This window comes from Massilia sp. H6, from assembly GCF_024802625.1.
GTDB lineage: Bacteria > Pseudomonadota > Gammaproteobacteria > Burkholderiales > Burkholderiaceae_D > Telluria.
Genome location: NZ_CP103371.1, coordinates 3863969 through 3879310, shown reverse-complemented (window position 1 = coordinate 3879310; position 15342 = coordinate 3863969). Strand labels below are relative to the sequence as shown.

Sequence of the window (15342 nt, the reverse complement as noted above, 5' to 3'; positions counted from 1 at the left end):
GCGCGCGTGCCGCAGGCCGCCGCCTATTTACTCAACAACCGCATTGCCCGTTCCAGCCCTTCGAGCGTGATCGGGAACATCCGATTGTTCATGATTTGCCGGATGACTGAAATCGACTGGCGGTACTGCCACAGGTTTTCCGGCTCGGGGTTGAGCCACGCGAACTTGGGAAAGGCGCTGGTAAAGCGCGCCAGCCAGGCGGCGCCGGCTTCCTCGTTGTTGTATTCCACCGAGCCGCCCGGCGCCAGCACTTCGTAGGGACTCATGGTGGCGTCGCCGACGAAAATCACGCGGGTATCGTTGGGGTACTTGCGCAGCACCTCCCAGGTCGGGAAGCGCTCGCTGTGGCGGCGGTGGTTGTTCTTCCATAGGTAGTCATAGACGCAGTTATGGAAGTAATAGAACTCCATGTTCTTGAATTCGCTTTTGGCGGCCGAGAACAGCTCTTCTGCGCGTTCGATATGGTCGTCCATCGAGCCGCCGACATCGAGCAGCATCAGCACCTTGATGCGGTTCTTGCGCTCGGGCTGCATGCGGATGTCGAGGTAGCCGGCGTTGCTGGCGGTGGCGCGGATGGTGTCGTCCAGCGCCAGTTCGTCGGCGGCCCCAGTGCGCGCGAAACGGCGCAGGCGACGCAGCGCCACCTTGATGTTGCGCGTGCCAAGCTCGCGTTCGTCGTCGTAGTCGCGGTAGCTGCGCTGCTCCCATACTTTCACGGCCGTGCGGTTGCGGCTTTGGCCGCCAATGCGTATGCCTTCCGGGTTGGTGCCGCCGTTGCCGAACGGCGAGGTGCCGCCGGTGCCAATCCACTTGCTGCCGCCCTCATGGCGGCCATGCTGCTCCTTGAGCAACTCTTCCAGGCGCTGCTGCAGCTTGTCGTAGCCGAGCTTCTCGAGCGCCGCTTTCTGCTCGGGCGTGAGCTCGCGCTCGAAACGCTTGAGCAGCCAGTCCAGTGGAATGTCGGCCTTGGTGTCGAATACCGCGTCGATGCCCTTGAAGTAGGCGCCGAAGGCGCGGTCGAACTTGTCGAAGTGGGCTTCGTCCTTTACCAGCGTCAGGCGCGCCAGGTAATAGAACTCGTCGAGCGAGGGCGTGATGACCCCGCGCTTGAGCGCTTCGAGCAGGGTCAGGAATTCATTGATCGTGACCGGGACCCTGGCGCTGCGCAGTGTGTAGAAGAAATCGATCAGCATCGGGCTTGGCCTTCAGTGCGGCCCCGCGGGTGGCGCTCCAGGCGCGCGTACAGGGCGCTCTTGATCGCCGGCCATTCGCTGCGCAGGATGCTGTACATGACCGTGTCGCGTGGCGTGCCGTCACGCCGCAGGGCATGGTGGCGAATGGTGCCATCCTTGTTCGCTCCGAGCCGCTCGATGGCTGCCTGCGAGGCATGGTTCTCGCCGTCGGTGCGCAGGCCTACCACCGCGCAGCCAAGGGTATCAAAGGCATGCGACAGCAGGAGCAGCTTGCAGCTGGTGTTCACATGAGTGCGCTGGACGCGTTTCGCATACCAGGTGTAGCCAATCTCCACGCGGTCTGCGCCGGCAACGATGTCGTGGTAGCTGGTGCTGCCGAGCAGTGAGCCGTCGTTCTTGCCGCCGCTGGCGTCGATCACGGCGTAGGCGACGCGATCAGGCATCCCAAGCGCAGTGTCGATGTAGCGCCCCGCTTCATGCGGCTGTGGCACGCTGGTCACGCGCAAATTCCATAACTCGCCGTCGGCGGCGGCCGCGCGCAAACCCTCTTCGTGGTGCGGCGCCAGCGGCTCCAGGCGCAGGCCGTTAAACTCGAGCGTCACGGGCACCACATCGATCATCGATTGTTCCTCGCCATCTGGATCAGGCGCTCGAACAGGTGTACGTCCTGCTCGTTCTTGAGCAGCGCGCCGTGCAGCGGCGGCACGATCGCTTTCCCGTCAGGGCCACGCAGCGTATCGACCGAGACGTCTTCGGCCAGCAGCAGCTTGAGCCAGTCGAGAAATTCCGAGGTCGATGGCTTCTTCTTGATGCCGGCGACGTCGCGCAGCTCGTAGAAGCTGTGTAGCGCGGCCGCCAGCAAGTCGTGCTTGAGGGTAGGGAAGTGAACCTTGACGATGTCGGTCATCGTGTCGCGGTCCGGGAATTTAATATAGTGGAAGAAGCAGCGGCGCAGGAAGGCGTCCGGCAGTTCTTTCTCGTTATTGGAAGTGATGATCACCAGCGGGCGGTGCGTGGCCACCACCATCTCGCGCGTCTCGTAGACGTAGAATTCCATGCGGTCGAGTTCGCGCAGCAGGTCGTTCGGAAACTCGATGTCGGCCTTGTCGATTTCGTCGATCAAGAGCACCACCGGCTCGGGCGCGGTAAAGGCCTGCCACAGCACGCCCTTGACGATGTAGTTGTGGATGTCGCGCACGCGTTCGTCGCCCAGCTGCGAATCGCGCAGCCGCGAGACGGCGTCGTATTCGTACAGGCCCTGCTGCGCCTTGGTGGTCGATTTCACGTGCCACTGCATGAGCGGCATGTCGAGTGCCGCCGCCACCTCTTCGGCCAGCATGGTCTTGCCGGTACCCGGCTCGCCCTTGATCAGCAGCGGACGCCCGAGCGTCAGCGCGGCGTTGACCGCCAGTTTCAGGTCATCGGTGGCGACATAGTTGTCGCTGCCTTCAAAGCGTTGGGAAGCGTGCATGTGCAATTGGAAGTTAGTATGAAATGAGGCCGAGTATATGCCAGAATGGCGGCCACCGAAGACCTCCCCGCGGTACGTGCGTTTGTAGACTGTGGACAACTCTTCAGATAGAATCGACAGGTTGGTGGATCATTTGCTAACTTTTTGTGCGTTTGCGGTATTCGAATTACAACTAACGAGCCACACCCATGAAAACATCTTTAGCACTACTGGTACTGGCGGCGTTTGCCGGTACCGCCGCAGCCGCGGACGTCGTCGGCAACCCGAAGGCCGCGGCCAGCAAGGTCGAAATGTGCATTGGCTGCCACGGCATCCCTGGCTACAAGGCGTCCTTCCCCGAGGTCTACCGGGTCCCGATGATCGGCGGCCAGTCGGCCAAATACATCGAATCCGCGCTGCATGCCTATAAAAAGGGCGACCGCAAGCACCCGTCGATGCGCGGCATCGCCGCCAGCCTGAGCGACCAGGACATCGCCGACGTGGCGGCGTACTATGCGCAGCAGACACCAGCCAACGCCAAGCGCTAAGGACCGCCATGAAGAAACTCGTTTCCGCGCTGGTGTTCGGCGCTACCTGCCTCGGTGCATCCACCCTTGCTTCGGCCGCCGATGTCGCCAAGGGCGAAGCGCTGGTCAAGAAATACAACTGCGCGTCTTGCCATGGCGCCGACTTCAACAAGCCGATCGACCCGAGCTATCCGAAGCTGGCCGGCCAGCATGCCGAATACCTGACCCACTCGCTGCACGCCTACAAGCGCGGCGCCGGCGCCAACGGTCGTAACAATCCGATCATGTCGGCCCTGGCGAAGCCGCTGTCGAACCAGGACATGGCCGATATCGGCGCCTACCTGTCGAAGCTGCCGTCGACCCTGGTCGTGAGCAAATAACCATATACAGGTAAGCGTTTCCCGCCACCGGCTGGTAAACTGCGATCCCCCCGACCGGCAAGCCGGCGGGGGGATTTTGTTTTTATCTCGTGATCTCATCGGAACCTGCCGTGCCACTCATCTCCCCATCCCACATCAAAACCAACCTGCTCAGCGGTCTTACGGTCGCCCTGGCCCTGGTTCCCGAGGCAATCGCCTTTGCCCTGGTGGCCCAGGTCTCGCCCCTCACGGGCCTGTACGCCGCGGTGCTGGTCAGCTTCATTACCTCGGCTTTTGGCGGACGTCCCGGCATGATTTCGGCGGCGGCCGGCTCGCTGGCGGTGGTGATGGTGGCGCTGGTAGTCCAGCATGGCGCGCAATACCTGTTCGCCGCGGTGGTGCTGATGGGCGTGCTGCAGCTGCTGTTTGCCGCGGCGCGGCTGGGCAAATTCATTCGCATGGTGCCGCATCCGGTCATGCTGGGCTTCGTCAACGGATTGGCGCTGGTGATCTTCGTGGCCCAGTTCGGGCACTTCAAGACCACCGGCCCCGGCGGCGCGCCGCAATGGATGGATGGGGCCGAGCTGGCCACCATGCTGGCGATCGTCGCCGTGACCATGGCCGTGATCTACATCGCGCCGCGTTTTACCAGGGCAGTGCCCTCGACCCTGATCGGCATCCTGCTGGCCACCGCCGGCTGCGCGCTCCTGGGCATCGATACCAGGACGGTTGGCGACCTCGGTTCGATCGCCGGCGGCCTGCCTGCATTTGCCGTGCCGGACGTTCCCTTCGACCTCGAGACCCTGCGTATCGTCTTTCCGTACGCGCTGGTGCTGGCCGGCGTCGGCCTGATCGAGTCGCTGCTGACGCTGACCCTGGTCGACGAGCTCACCGACACGCGCGGCCAGCCCAACCGTGAAAGCCTGGCGCTGGGCGCCTCGAACGTCATCACCGGGTTTTTCGGCGGCATGGGTGGTTGCGCGCTGATCGGGCAGAGCATGATCAACGTGAACAGCGGCGGCACCGGACGCCTGTCCGGCATCGTCGCCTCCCTGTTTTTGCTGTCGTTCATCCTGGTCGGTTCGCACTGGATCGAGCAGATTCCGCTGGCCGCGCTGATCGGAGTGATGTTCGTGGTCTGCGAAAAGACCTTCGAATGGGGCACCTTCCGCCTGTTCGGCAAGGTGCCGCGCGCCGATGCCATGGTGATCGTGCTGGTGGCCGGCATCACGCTGGCCGTCGATCTGGCGGTGGCGGTGCTGGCCGGGGTCGTGGTGTCGGCGCTGGTATTTGCCTGGCAGCATGCCAAGCAGGTGCGCGTGGCGACCAGCGTGGACCAGCAGGGATGGAAAGTCTACGACCTGGAAGGCACGCTGTTCTTCGCTTCGGTGGCCGGCTTCCAGGGCTTGTTTACCCCAAAAGACGATCCGCAGGACGTGGTCATCGAATTTCGTCGGGCGCGGGTGGCCGACCATTCGGCGATCCAGGCGATCGACGCGCTGGCCGAGCGCTACCGGGCGCAGGGCAAGCGCCTGCACCTGCGTCACCTCAGCCCGGACTGCCGCGAGGTGCTCGACAAGGCCAGGGAGATGATCGAGGTGAACCTGCTGGAAGATCCGCGCTACCGGGTGGCGGACGACAAGCTGGCGTAGGCGAGCACGATCAGGCGAGGGAGCAGGCGAGGGAGCTCAGGCGAGGGAGCTCAGGCGAACGCGCGCCGGCGCACGCAGTCGATATACGCCTCGGTATCGGGCGGCATGCTGTTTCGCTGCGAGGTCCAGATCATCTCGCCCAGGCATTCCATGATCTCGTGGTGGGCGTCGTGCGCGCCGCGCTTGGCGACCAGGAGGTCGTGCGCGGCCTTGATGCCGCGCGGCTGGTCGATCGACACCTGCTCGGCGATCGACAGGTGCATCGACAGGTGCAGGAAGGGGTTGGACTGGCCTCCCTCGACCGAATAGTCACGCGCGATTGCCGCCTCGACGTCGTCGAGCTGCTCGTGGTATTCGGGATGCTGGGCGATCCAGTCGGCCGCAATGGCGTCCATCGGCGTCAGGATCTCGCCGTTGCGCTGCTTGCGCAAGGCTTCGCAGAAAAAGCGGCGCACGTCGTGCGAAGACGGTGTGAACATGTCGGGGGAGGGGAGAAAAGAAGGAAGCCGGCATTGTAGCGCGATGGCGTTGCGCTCGTGCGGATGCCTGCGAATGCGCGGCGCAGGAGTAGTGCTGCGCCGAATACGCGCACCATGAGCAGCATGGCATGGGAGCCGGCAGCAGCCGGCTCCCACCGTGGACCTACTTGTTCGGCACCAGTACCAGCGGTTCCGCAATTGCCGGGGCAGCCGCAGTCGAAACTGTTGCCGTGACCAGCGTTGCCGGCTGGCCCGGCTTGGCGCCGGCCTGCGCCCGGCCGTGCGGCTGGCGCAGGTAGCGCGCGCTATGACGCCGTTCGCCACTCGGGCCACCGCTTCGTGGGGGCCAGGTGATGAAACGCGACAATTCCTGCAATGCCCGCTGATAGACATCGCGCTTGAACTCGATGACCACGTCCAGCGGCACCCAATAGTCGTGCCAGCGCCAGGCGTCAAACTCGGGATGGTCGGTCAGGCGCAGGTTGACGTCGTTATCGCGCGCCACCATCCGCAACAGGAACCAGATCTGTTTCTGGCCACGGTAGTGGCCACGGATCTCGCGCTTGATGAAGTGGTCTGGCACTTCATAGCGCAGCCAGTCGCGGGTGCGGCCCACGATCTTGACGTGCTCCTGGCGCAAGCCGATTTCTTCTTCGAGCTCGCGGTACATCGCCTGCTCCGGCGTTTCGCCGTATTTGATTCCTCCTTGCGGAAATTGCCATGAGTGCTCGCGCACCCGCTTGCCCCACCACACCTCGTTATTGGCGTTCAGCAGGATGATGCCGACGTTGGGGCGAAACCCTTCACGATCGAGCATAAGTGCACCTCGAAACTTTCTGCCAGCCGTACGATCCTTATATTTTTACCCACAAATTGCCGTGCCTTGTAGTGCCAATAAGCTGCCGGGATCTTGCCGGCGAGGCAGGTACTGCGTGTTCCGGACCCATTTGTAGAAAGATTGGACGCATCAGCCAGCTAATCCTTTAAAATTAGGTCGATTATAACTCTCTCTTTTTAAAAAGAATTCATCGATATGCGCGCCTCACGTTTTTTTATTTCAACTCTTAAAGAAGCGCCTTCCGACGCCGAAATCGTCAGCCACCAGCTGATGATGCGTGCCGGGATGATCAAGCGGCTTGGCTCGGGCATCTATACCTACATGCCAACGGGCCTGCGCGTCATCCGTAAGGTCGAGGGCATCATCCGCGAAGAAATGAACCGCGCAGGCGCGATCGAACTCCTGATGCCGCTCGTGCAGCCGGCCGAACTGTGGCAGGAGACCGGCCGCTGGGACAAGATGGGCCCGGAATTGATGCGCGTCAAAGACCGCCACGGGCGCGAATTCGCCATCCAGCCCACCTCGGAAGAAGTCATCACCGATGTCGTGCGCAGCGAACTGAAGTCTTATCGCCAGCTGCCGGTCAACTTCTATCACATCCAGACCAAGTTCCGCGACGAGCGGCGTCCGCGCTTCGGCCTGATGCGCGGCCGCGAGTTCACGATGAAAGATGCGTACTCGTTCGACCGCGACGTGGCCGGCATGCAGCAGTCCTACCAGGCCATGTTCGACGCCTACACGCGCATTTTCAATCGTTTTGGCCTGAAGTTCCGCGCGGTGGCGGCCGACAACGGCGCCATCGGCGGCACCGGCTCGCACGAATTCCACGTCATCGCCAGCACCGGCGAAGACGCGCTGGTGTATTGTCCGGACTCGGATTTCGCCGCTAACATGGAAGCGGCCGAAGCGCTGGCCATCGGTACGCGCGGCGCGGCCGCGCAGCCGCTGACCAAGACCTCGACCCCCGGCAAGACCAAGTGCGAAGCCGTGGCCGAGCAGCTGGGCCTGCCGCTGCAGCAGCACGTCAAGAGCATCGCCCTGACCGTCGAGAACGAAGGCAAGAAGACTTATTTCCTGCTGCTGCTGCGCGCCGACCATGAGCTCAACGAGATCAAGGTCTCGAAAGTCGACGGCCTGAAAGACTACCGCTTCTCGACCGAGGCGGAAATCCAAGAAGTCTACGGCACCGTGCCGGGCTATCTCGGTCCGATCGGCACCAAGGCACCGGTGGTCGTGGTGGCCGACCGCACCGTCGCCAGCATGAGCGACTTCATCTGCGGCGCCAACGAAGCCGATTACCACTACCTGGGTGCCAACTGGGGCCGCGACGTGGCCGAGCCCCTGGTGGCCGACCTGCGCAACGTGGTCGAAGGCGATGCTTCGCCGGACGGCAAGGGCGTGCTGGCGATCGAGCGCGGCATCGAAGTGGGGCATGTGTTCCAGCTCGGTACCGCCTACTCGGAGGCCATGGGTGCCAATTTCCTCGACGAGAACGGCAAGCCGGCCCCGCTGCAGATGGGCTGCTACGGCATCGGCGTGACCCGCATCCTGGGCGCGGCGATCGAGCAGAACTTCGACGCCAAGGGCATCGTCTGGCCGGATGCCATCGCGCCGTTCGAGCTGGTGCTGTGCCCGATGGGCATGGACCGCAGCGAGATGGTCAAGCAGCAGGTCGAGAAGCTGTACGCCGACCTGCAGGCGCTGGGGATCGACGTGATCGTCGACGACCGCGGCCTGCGTCCGGGCGCGATGTTCGCCGACTGGGAACTGATCGGCGTGCCGCACCGGGTCGTGATCGGCGAACGTGGCCTGAAAGAAGGCAGCCTGGAATACCAGGGCCGCCGCGACGACGCTGCCACCAGCGTGCCGCTCGACGAAATGGCGGCCTTTATCAAGGGCAAGCTCGGCAAGTGAGCTTCTTGCAGCTGGTGTCCCGGAATGGGCGTGCACTGCTGGCCGCCGCACTGCTGGCCGGCCTGGTTACCGGCGCGCCTGCGCACGCCGGTAACCAGAAAGAAATCGCCATGGCCGATGGCGTGCGCCTGGCCATGGCCAATGCAATCCGCGACAGCCGGCCGCCCAAGCCGGTGCTGCGCGACGATGCGGCGCGGGCACGCTACCAGGCCTGGTTCAGCGAGATGTCGCGCCGCCTCGTCAAGCGTCTGCCCGACGAGCAGGCGCGCACCGAATTTCTCGAAGTGGTCTGGTACGAATCGACCCGCGCCGGGCTCGATCCGGGGCTGGTGCTGGGACTGATCCAGGTGGAGTCGGCCTACCGCAAGTACGCGATCTCGATCGCTGGCGCGCGCGGCTACATGCAGGTGATGCCGTTCTGGACCAAGGTGATCGGCGACGGCGACCGCCGCAAGCTGTTCCACATGCAGACCAATCTGCGCTACGGCTGCTCGATCCTGCGCATGTACATCGACATGGAAAAGGGCAACCTCTACCTGGCCCTGGGCCGCTACAACGGCAGCCGCGGCAAGCCGCAGTACCCGAACGCGGTGCTGGCGGCATGGAAGAAGTGGGAGTTCAAGCAGGTGCTCTGATGGCTGGCCCGGCGCGCAGTAAGTCGCGGTGGCGCCGACAATTTCGCAACATATCAATCCACCATGGCGGCGTGGCGAGGGTGTAAACTTCGCGTTTTCCCGACGTTGAGGTTTTCATGCGCTTGTCCACCCTCGCCGGCGCCGCCAGCCTGGCCGTGCTGGCCGGTTGCGCGGCCGTTCCGCCCGCATCCGATTCATTCCCGACCCCGGCCCCGACCGGTGAGCGCGCGCAAAACGTGATCTTCTTTCTCGGCGACGGCCTGGGCATCAACACGCTCACCGCCGCCCGCATCTTCCATGCGGGAGAAGACGGCGAACTGGCCATCGACCGCATGCCCGAATCGGCCTTCGTGAAGACCTTCTCGAACAATGCGATGGTGACCGACAGCGCCGCCGCCATGGCGGCCTACATGACCGGCGTGAAGCACGACAACGGCGTCATCTCGATGTCGGCCGGCACCCGTGCGGTAGCCCCAGGCAAGGACGCCAACGGCAACGCAACGGTCAGCCGCTGTGACAATGCGAGTCCCGCCGTGACCCTGCTGGAACTGGCCAAACGGCGCGGCATGGCGACCGGCGTGGTCACCAACACCAGTGTCACCGACGCCACCCCGGCGGCAAGCTATGCCCACGCTTGCCACCGCAAGCTCGAGGCCGATTTCGCCGCGGCCCTGGTGCCGGGCGGTGCTGGCTACAACAGCGCCCTGGGCGCCCGCGGCATCGACGTGATGTTCGGCGGCGGCGCCCAGTTCTTCACCCCCTTCGCACGCGGCGGCAAGCGCGCCGACGAGCGCGACCTGCTGGCCGAATTGAGTGCGCAGGGTGTCCGCGTGGTGTCGAGCAGCGCTGGCCTGAACGCCCTGGCCGCTAGCGCGGGGCAACCCGCCATCGGCCTGTTCGCCCCCAATCACATGGATTACGACGCGCTGCGCAATCCGGCCATGCAGCCTAGCCTGACCGAGATGACGCGCAAGGCGATCGAGCTGCTGGCGCCGCATGCAGGCAAGCAGGGGGCGGGCTTCTTTCTGGTGGTCGAGGCAGGCCTGATCGACCATGCCCTGCACGCCACGCTGGGCAAGCGCGCGCTGCAGGAAACCGTGTCGTTCAACGACGCCATGCAGGCCGCGCTCGACAAGATGGAAGCGCTCGACCCCGGCTTGAAGAATACGCTGGTAGTAGCAACCGCCGACCATGACCACACGCTGCTCCTGAATGGCTATGCGGCGCGTACCGGCAAGACGACGCACGGCAATCCGGGCGTGCTGGGCCTGGTGCGCAGGCTCGACGGCAGCCCCGAGCTCGACCAGGACGGCCGTCCGTTCACGATCATCGGCTTTGGCACCGGGGAGCACCGCATCGATGGCAAGCGCAATTCGCAGCCAGCACTGACCGACGAAGTCGTAACGCGCGACGACTACCACCAGGAAGCCGTGGTGCGCACCCGCACCGGGGCCGAAACCCATGGCGGCTCGGACGTCTACCTGGGCGCCGCCGGCGCCGGGTCGGAGCTGTTTCGCGGCACCATCGATAACACCCGCGTCTTCAGCCTGATCAAGACCGCCGCCGGCCTGTGAGCCCTGAACTGGACACCACCATGACACAACGACTTTCACTGCTGCTGGCCGCCAGCCTGTTCTGCGCCAGCGCCAGCGCCTTCGCCGCGCCGCAAGCGAAGAACATCATCTTCTTCTTGGGCGACGGCATGGGCCCGACCACGATCACCGCCGCACGCATCTACCAGCACGGCGAAGACGGCCTGCTGAACTTCGAAAGGCTGGAGCGCACCGCGCGCATCAAGACGTATTCCAACGATTTCCAGACCACCGACAGCGCTCCATCGATGGGCGCCTACATGACCGGGGTAAAGATCAACCAGAACGGCATCTCGATGAAGGATGCGCGCGCCATCGATCCCGCCAGGGACGCCAACGGCAACCGCACGGTCGACCTGTGCGGCGAGAACAACGGCAGCATCACGCCGACCATCCTCGAACTGGCCAAGGCACGGGGCAAGGCGGTGGGCGCCGTCACGACCACCGAGCTGACCCACGCCACGCCAGCGTCGACTTTCTCGCACGTCTGCCACCGCGATGCGGCCTATACCATCGCACGCCAGCTGGTGCCGGGTGGCGCCGGCTACAATGCGGCGCTGGGCGACGGCGTCGACGTCCTGATGGGCGGCGGGCGCCACCACTTCACGCCCTGGAACAAGGCATCCAACCCGAAGGGCCGCGCCGACGGGCGCGACCTGCTGGCGGAGCTGGCGAAGCAGGGCTACGACGTCGCCACCACCCGTGCCGGCATGATGTCGGCAAGACCTGGACGCAAGTTCGTCGGCATCTACAGCGCGGACGATCACCTGGACTATTCGCTGGCGCGCCGTCCCGAGCAGCCGAGCCTGAGCGAGATGGCCTTGACGGCGATCGAGCTGCTCTCGCAAGACCCGGACGGATTTTTCCTGATGGTCGAAGGCGGCAAGATCGACCATGCGCTGCACGACACCAATGCCAGCAACGCGCTGGCCGACACGGTGGCCTTCGACGAAGCGATTCGGGCCGCGATCGAGCGCATGCGCAGCATCGACCCTGGACTGGAAAACACGCTGGTGGTCGTCACCGCCGACCATGACCACACCATGGTACTGAGCGGCTATCCGAAGCGCGGCAGCAAGGTGCTCGACATCGTCCACGACTACGCCAGCGGCGAGCCGAAAAAGGACGCCGACGGCAAGACCTTCACCGCACTCCTGTTCGGAAACGGCAAGGTGCGGCCCGACTCGCGTGCCGATGTCGACAGCGCCACCGCGCAGGACCCGCGCTACCGGCAGGAAGCCGGCGTGCGCACCGTGTACGAGTCGCACGGCGGCGGCGACGTCAAGCTGTACGCTGTCGGCGCCGGCTCGGCCCCGTTCAAGGGGACGATCGAGAATACGCAGGTGTTTCACCTGATGAAGGCGGCGGCAGGCCTGTAGTGGGCCGGGCGAACCGCCCGGGTGCGCTACTGCCAAAAACAAAAAGCCCCGGAAACCGGGGCTTTCTGCATTCAAGGCTTTTGGACAGCAGCAGCGATTATTTCAGGTGATCCGAAATAAGCTTGGTCATTTCGAACATCGAGACCTGTTCCTTGCCGCCGAAGACGGCTTTGAGCTTGTCGTCGGCATTGATCATGCGGCGGTTCGCTGGGTCCTGCAGGTTTTCTTTCTTGATGTAGTCCCAAACTTTCTTGGTGACTTCGGTGCGCGGCAGCGGCGTCTCGCCCACGACTGCGGCCAGTTCGCTCGACGGCGTCATCGCTTTCATGAAAGCGGCGTTAGGCTTGCGTGCTGCTGCAGGCTTGGCCGCTGGTTTTGCTGCTGCTTTTTTTGCTGCAGGCTTGGCCGCGGCAGCAGGCTTGGCAGCTGCTTTCGTGGCTGGCGCTGCGGTGGATTTTTTGGCTGTTGCCATCTTCGAGCCTCCTAAAACGATCACGGGGAAGTTGCGTTATTGACGCACGGGCTTATATTGGTGGCCTTTTACTGTTCGTGCAAGTCTTTTTCAAAACTTTTTCATTCTTGTAAGCCCCTGAATGAGAGCTAACGCACACTCGATGCGCCGCGACCGAAAAATACGGCCGCGGAACGTAAAAAAACCGCGCAAGGCCAGTGCCCGCGCGGTTTTCTTTGGAATGCCGTGACAATCAGCGCATACCCGGCATCATGCCTTTCATCCCGCGCATCATCTTCATCAGGCCACCGCCCTTGAGCTTTTTCATCATGGTCTGCATCTGGTCATACTGGTTCAGCATGCGATTGACTTCCTGCACCTGCACGCCGGCGCCGGCGGCGATGCGGCGCTTGCGGTTGGCCTTGATCAGGTCCGGCTTGGCGCGCTCGCCAGGGGTCATCGAATCGATGATGCCGACCATGCGGCGCACCTGTTTTTCGGCCTGGTCCATGTTGGCGTTGCCGGCAGCCTGCTGGAACTGCGCCGGCAGTTTGTCGAGCAGTCCGGCCATGCCGCCCATTTTCTTCATCTGGGTCAGCTGCGCCTTGAAGTCGTTCATGTCGAAGCGGCCGCCGCCCTTGATCTTGTTGGCCAGCTCGGTCGCCGCCTCGGCATCGACGCCCTTGCGCGCTTCTTCGACCAGCGCCAGGATGTCGCCCATGCCCAGCACGCGGTTGGCCATGCGGGTGGGATCGAAGGCTTCCAGGCCATCGAGCTTTTCGGACACGCCGGCGAACTTGATCGGCTTGCCGGTCACATGGCGCACCGACAATGCGGCGCCGCCGCGCGAATCGCCATCGAGCTTGGTCAGCACGATACCGGTCAGCGGCAGCGTGTCGTTGAAGGCCTTGGCGGTATTGATCGCATCCTGGCCCAGCATGGCATCGACCACGAACAGGGTTTCGACTGGATTGACGGCGGCGTGTACCGCAGCGATCTCCAGCATCATCGCTTCATCGATGCCGAGGCGGCCGGCGGTGTCGATGATCAGGACATCGTGGTAATGCTTGCGGGCCCAGTCCAGCGCATTGAGGGCGATGTCGACCGGTTTGTCTGACGACGTGCTCGGGAAGAAATCGGCGCCGACCTGCTTGGTGACGGACTCCAGCTGGGCGATGGCGGCCGGGCGGTAGACGTCGGCCGAGACGGTCAGGACTTTCTTTTTCTTCTGCTCTTTCAGGTATTTGGCGAGCTTGCCGACGGTGGTGGTCTTGCCCACACCCTGCAGGCCGGCCATCAGGATGATCGCCGGCGGTTGCTGGGCGAACGAGAGCTGCGAGGCTTCGGGGCCAAGATCGGCGCCCATCAGGGCAGCCAGCTCGCGCTGCACCACGCCGACCAGGGCCTGGCCCGGGCTGAGCGAACCGATGACTTCTTCGCCCAGTGCTTTTTCCTTCACTTTGGCGATGAATTCGCGTACCGCCGGCAGCGCCACGTCGGCCTCGAGCAGGGCCATGCGCACTTCGCGCAGCATCTCGGCGGTGTTCGCCTCGGTTAGGCGCGCCTCGCCGCGCATGGTCTTGACGACCTTGGCAAGGCGTTGGGTAAGGTTATCTAGCATGTTCTACCTGACTGTATATATATGTAACGGCGATGTGACGGCGTTCGATCTCGCCCCAATTGGCGCATTCGATAATCCGCTATTTTACCTCGCGCCAGCGTCGCGGTTCTGGCAAGCGCAGGATATGCCGCTTTTATTTGAGCAGCCGTGCTGGGGCCGATCATCTTGCCAGCTTGCGTAACTTGACACACCTCACGTACCGTCTGGCCATTTCCCGGCAGCATCATCTTCTGTGCCGCGCCGTTTTGTCGTGCGGCGCCAAAGGGAGACAGGCATGACCAAATTGTTACGCAGTATCCTCGTTATCGGCAGCCTGCTGGGCGCGTGCGGGCTAGCGGGGGCGAGTGAAGTCGTCCGGCTCGGGAATCTCAAGTTCGCGCACTTCGGCGCGGTCTCGTATATCAAGGAAATCGCACCGACGTGCGGCATCCGGGTTGAAGAAAAGGTGTTCCCGAAAGGACTGGACGTGATGCAGGCGATCATTGCCGGCGAACTCGACGTGGGCGCGACCGCCTCGGAAGCGGCGATCTCGGGCCGCGCCGGCGGCGCCCCGATCGTGGCGGTGGCCGGTTTCGCCCGTGGCGGCGCGCGGCTGGTGGCGCGGCCCGAACTGAAGATTCGCAGCGTGGCCCAGCTCAAGGGGAAGAGGGTCGGCGTCACCCGCGGCGCGATCCAGGAGGTGCTGCTCATGGCCGAACTGGCCAGGCATGGCTTGACGGCGGATGCGGTGCCCGGCAAGGATGTGCAGCTGGTGTTCCTGTCCTATGCCGATTTGAACGGGGCGCTGCTGGGCCGGCAGATCGACGCCATGATGCAGTCCGAGCCGCAGTCGTCGCAGGCGATCAACAAGGGCTATGGCGTCGAAGTGCTGAAACCTTATGGCACGCCGATCGGCGAACCGGTGCGCACCCTGGTCATGACCGAGAAGTTCTACCGCGAGCAGCGCCCGGTGGCCGAAAAATTCATGCGCTGCTTCGTCGAGGCCACCCGCACCTTCATCGACCATCCGGCGGTGGCCGAGAAATACGTGCGCGAGGTGATGTTCAAGAACCAGATCACCAGCGACGACTTCCGCGACGCGATCCGCAATTCGCCCTATTCATTCACGATCACGCCCGAGCATATCCAGGTGACCACGGACATCATGGTCAAGACCGGGGTAGGACGCATGGCGCGCCCGCCGCGGGCCAGGGACTGGGTGCGCACCGACCTGCTCGAGGCCGCCATGGGCAGCCTGAAGCTGCGCTGAGGG

General features: G+C 63.7%; 15 protein-coding genes. 8 read left to right on the top strand and 7 right to left on the bottom strand.

The genetic code is table 11. The features are described from left to right. Positions 1 to 23: 23 nt before the first annotated feature. Genes NRS07_RS17345 through NRS07_RS17335 form a run of 3 tightly spaced genes read right to left on the bottom strand, consistent with a single transcriptional unit; the run spans position 24 to position 2664 of the window. Positions 24 to 1193, bottom strand: coding sequence for a VWA domain-containing protein (locus NRS07_RS17345; RefSeq protein WP_259209189.1), 1170 nt, complete (start codon positions 1191 to 1193; stop codon positions 24 to 26). Beyond that, positions 1187 to 1813, bottom strand: coding sequence for a GNAT family N-acetyltransferase (locus tag NRS07_RS17340; RefSeq protein ID WP_259209187.1), 627 nt, complete (start codon positions 1811 to 1813; stop codon positions 1187 to 1189). The genes NRS07_RS17345 and NRS07_RS17340 overlap by 7 nt, the downstream gene beginning before the upstream one ends. Continuing rightward, positions 1810 to 2664 carry a MoxR family ATPase gene (locus NRS07_RS17335; protein ID WP_259209186.1) on the bottom strand — a complete coding sequence of 285 codons (855 nt, stop codon included), beginning with the start codon at positions 2662 to 2664 and terminating at the stop codon, positions 1810 to 1812. The genes NRS07_RS17340 and NRS07_RS17335 overlap by 4 nt, the downstream gene beginning before the upstream one ends. Positions 2665 to 2852: 188 nt before the next feature. On the opposite strand from NRS07_RS17335, the gene NRS07_RS17330 reads away from it, so the two are divergent. The 3 genes from NRS07_RS17330 to NRS07_RS17320 all read left to right on the top strand — a co-directional run bounded on the left by NRS07_RS17330 (position 2853) and on the right by NRS07_RS17320 (position 5181). Next, complete coding sequence (locus NRS07_RS17330) at positions 2853 to 3191, top strand: cytochrome c (protein WP_259209185.1); 339 nt, start codon at positions 2853 to 2855, stop codon at positions 3189 to 3191. Positions 3192 to 3199: 8 nt separating this feature from the next. Further along, positions 3200 to 3550: a cytochrome c gene (locus tag NRS07_RS17325; RefSeq protein ID WP_259209183.1), complete on the top strand. Its 351-nt coding sequence runs from the start codon at positions 3200 to 3202 to the stop codon at positions 3548 to 3550. A 110-nt stretch (positions 3551 to 3660) separates the two neighbouring features. Further along, on the top strand, positions 3661 to 5181 hold the full coding sequence (locus tag NRS07_RS17320) for a SulP family inorganic anion transporter (RefSeq protein WP_259209182.1): 1521 nt from the start codon (positions 3661 to 3663) through the stop codon (positions 5179 to 5181). A gap of 50 nt (positions 5182 to 5231) precedes the next feature. Here NRS07_RS17320 and NRS07_RS17315 read toward each other — a convergent pair whose 3' ends face one another. Both NRS07_RS17315 and NRS07_RS17310 read right to left on the bottom strand, forming a co-directional pair. Further along, on the bottom strand, positions 5232 to 5660 hold the full coding sequence (locus NRS07_RS17315) for a DUF1841 family protein (protein WP_259209181.1): 429 nt from the start codon (positions 5658 to 5660) through the stop codon (positions 5232 to 5234). Between the two features lie 163 nt (positions 5661 to 5823). Next, a complete protein-coding gene (locus NRS07_RS17310; protein WP_259209180.1) occupies positions 5824 to 6477 on the bottom strand; it encodes an RNA pyrophosphohydrolase in 654 nt (217 codons plus the stop codon). A gap of 216 nt (positions 6478 to 6693) precedes the next feature. On the opposite strand from NRS07_RS17310, the gene NRS07_RS17305 reads away from it, so the two are divergent. The 4 genes from NRS07_RS17305 (at position 6694) to NRS07_RS17290 (ending at position 12018) form a co-directional block, all read left to right on the top strand. Then, positions 6694 to 8412 (top strand): proline--tRNA ligase, encoded by a 1719-nt coding sequence (locus tag NRS07_RS17305; RefSeq protein WP_259209179.1) that lies wholly within the window; start codon positions 6694 to 6696, stop codon positions 8410 to 8412. After that, entirely contained in the window at positions 8409 to 9047 is a 639-nt protein-coding gene (locus tag NRS07_RS17300) for a lytic transglycosylase domain-containing protein (RefSeq protein ID WP_259209177.1), read from the top strand. The genes NRS07_RS17305 and NRS07_RS17300 overlap by 4 nt, the downstream gene beginning before the upstream one ends. Positions 9048 to 9163: 116 nt before the next feature. Next, positions 9164 to 10621 (top strand): alkaline phosphatase, encoded by a 1458-nt coding sequence (locus tag NRS07_RS17295; RefSeq protein WP_259209176.1) that lies wholly within the window; start codon positions 9164 to 9166, stop codon positions 10619 to 10621. A 20-nt stretch (positions 10622 to 10641) separates the two neighbouring features. Next, complete coding sequence (locus NRS07_RS17290; protein ID WP_259209174.1) at positions 10642 to 12018, top strand: alkaline phosphatase; 1377 nt, start codon at positions 10642 to 10644, stop codon at positions 12016 to 12018. A 97-nt stretch (positions 12019 to 12115) separates the two neighbouring features. On the opposite strand, the gene NRS07_RS17285 is transcribed toward NRS07_RS17290, so the two are convergent. After that, positions 12116 to 12490 carry an SWIB/MDM2 domain-containing protein gene (locus NRS07_RS17285; protein WP_259209170.1) on the bottom strand — a complete coding sequence of 125 codons (375 nt, stop codon included), beginning with the start codon at positions 12488 to 12490 and terminating at the stop codon, positions 12116 to 12118. Between the two features lie 232 nt (positions 12491 to 12722). Continuing rightward, positions 12723 to 14090 carry a signal recognition particle protein gene (gene ffh / locus NRS07_RS17280; RefSeq protein WP_259209167.1) on the bottom strand — a complete coding sequence of 456 codons (1368 nt, stop codon included), beginning with the start codon at positions 14088 to 14090 and terminating at the stop codon, positions 12723 to 12725. A gap of 274 nt (positions 14091 to 14364) precedes the next feature. Between ffh and NRS07_RS17275 the strand changes: the two genes are divergently transcribed. After that, positions 14365 to 15339, top strand: coding sequence for an ABC transporter substrate-binding protein (locus NRS07_RS17275; protein ID WP_259209165.1), 975 nt, complete (start codon positions 14365 to 14367; stop codon positions 15337 to 15339). Positions 15340 to 15342 lie beyond the last annotated feature (3 nt).

Coding starts and splice junctions, on each gene's coding strand:
- NRS07_RS17345 (WP_259209189.1), bottom strand. CDS start 1,193: ATGCTGATCGATTTCTTCTACACACTGCGCAGCGCCAGGGTCCCGGTC.
- NRS07_RS17340 (WP_259209187.1), bottom strand. CDS start 1,813: ATGATCGATGTGGTGCCCGTGACGCTCGAGTTTAACGGCCTGCGCCTG.
- NRS07_RS17335 (WP_259209186.1), bottom strand. CDS start 2,664: ATGCACGCTTCCCAACGCTTTGAAGGCAGCGACAACTATGTCGCCACC.
- NRS07_RS17330 (WP_259209185.1), top strand. CDS start 2,853: ATGAAAACATCTTTAGCACTACTGGTACTGGCGGCGTTTGCCGGTACC.
- NRS07_RS17325 (WP_259209183.1), top strand. CDS start 3,200: ATGAAGAAACTCGTTTCCGCGCTGGTGTTCGGCGCTACCTGCCTCGGT.
- NRS07_RS17315 (WP_259209181.1), bottom strand. CDS start 5,660: ATGTTCACACCGTCTTCGCACGACGTGCGCCGCTTTTTCTGCGAAGCC.
- NRS07_RS17310 (WP_259209180.1), bottom strand. CDS start 6,477: ATGCTCGATCGTGAAGGGTTTCGCCCCAACGTCGGCATCATCCTGCTG.
- NRS07_RS17305 (WP_259209179.1), top strand. CDS start 6,694: ATGCGCGCCTCACGTTTTTTTATTTCAACTCTTAAAGAAGCGCCTTCC.
- NRS07_RS17295 (WP_259209176.1), top strand. CDS start 9,164: ATGCGCTTGTCCACCCTCGCCGGCGCCGCCAGCCTGGCCGTGCTGGCC.
- NRS07_RS17290 (WP_259209174.1), top strand. CDS start 10,642: ATGACACAACGACTTTCACTGCTGCTGGCCGCCAGCCTGTTCTGCGCC.
- NRS07_RS17285 (WP_259209170.1), bottom strand. CDS start 12,490: ATGGCAACAGCCAAAAAATCCACCGCAGCGCCAGCCACGAAAGCAGCT.
- ffh (WP_259209167.1), bottom strand. CDS start 14,090: ATGCTAGATAACCTTACCCAACGCCTTGCCAAGGTCGTCAAGACCATG.
- NRS07_RS17275 (WP_259209165.1), top strand. CDS start 14,365: ATGACCAAATTGTTACGCAGTATCCTCGTTATCGGCAGCCTGCTGGGC.